Consider the following 226-nt stretch of genomic DNA (forward strand, 5'->3'; position numbering starts at 1 on the left):
CTTTGTCTTCGCTCTTGCAGCAGCTGCTGCTTTCGCTTTTGCCGCTGCAATTGCCTTTGCCTTTTCATCTCCCGAATCCCCATCACCTTGCGAGGCTTTCTGCTTCGCTAACGCTGCCGCTTTTGCTTTTGCTGCCGCTGCTGCCTTCGCCTTCGCCTTCGCTTTCGCTTTTTCTTCTTCCGTTACTTCTTCTGTTCCTTCTCTTTTCTGCTTCGCTAACGCTGCT

General features: G+C 52.2%; 1 pseudogene. It reads right to left on the bottom strand.

The window, feature by feature from the left end:
* Positions 1-226: pseudogene (locus tag MR170_RS31795) on the bottom strand (NADH-quinone oxidoreductase subunit C); the annotation flags it as partial.

The sequence above is a fragment of the Bacillus cereus group sp. BfR-BA-01524 genome (genome assembly GCF_022662595.1).
In the GTDB taxonomy this organism is placed as follows: domain Bacteria; phylum Bacillota; class Bacilli; order Bacillales; family Bacillaceae_G; genus Bacillus_A; species Bacillus_A thuringiensis_S.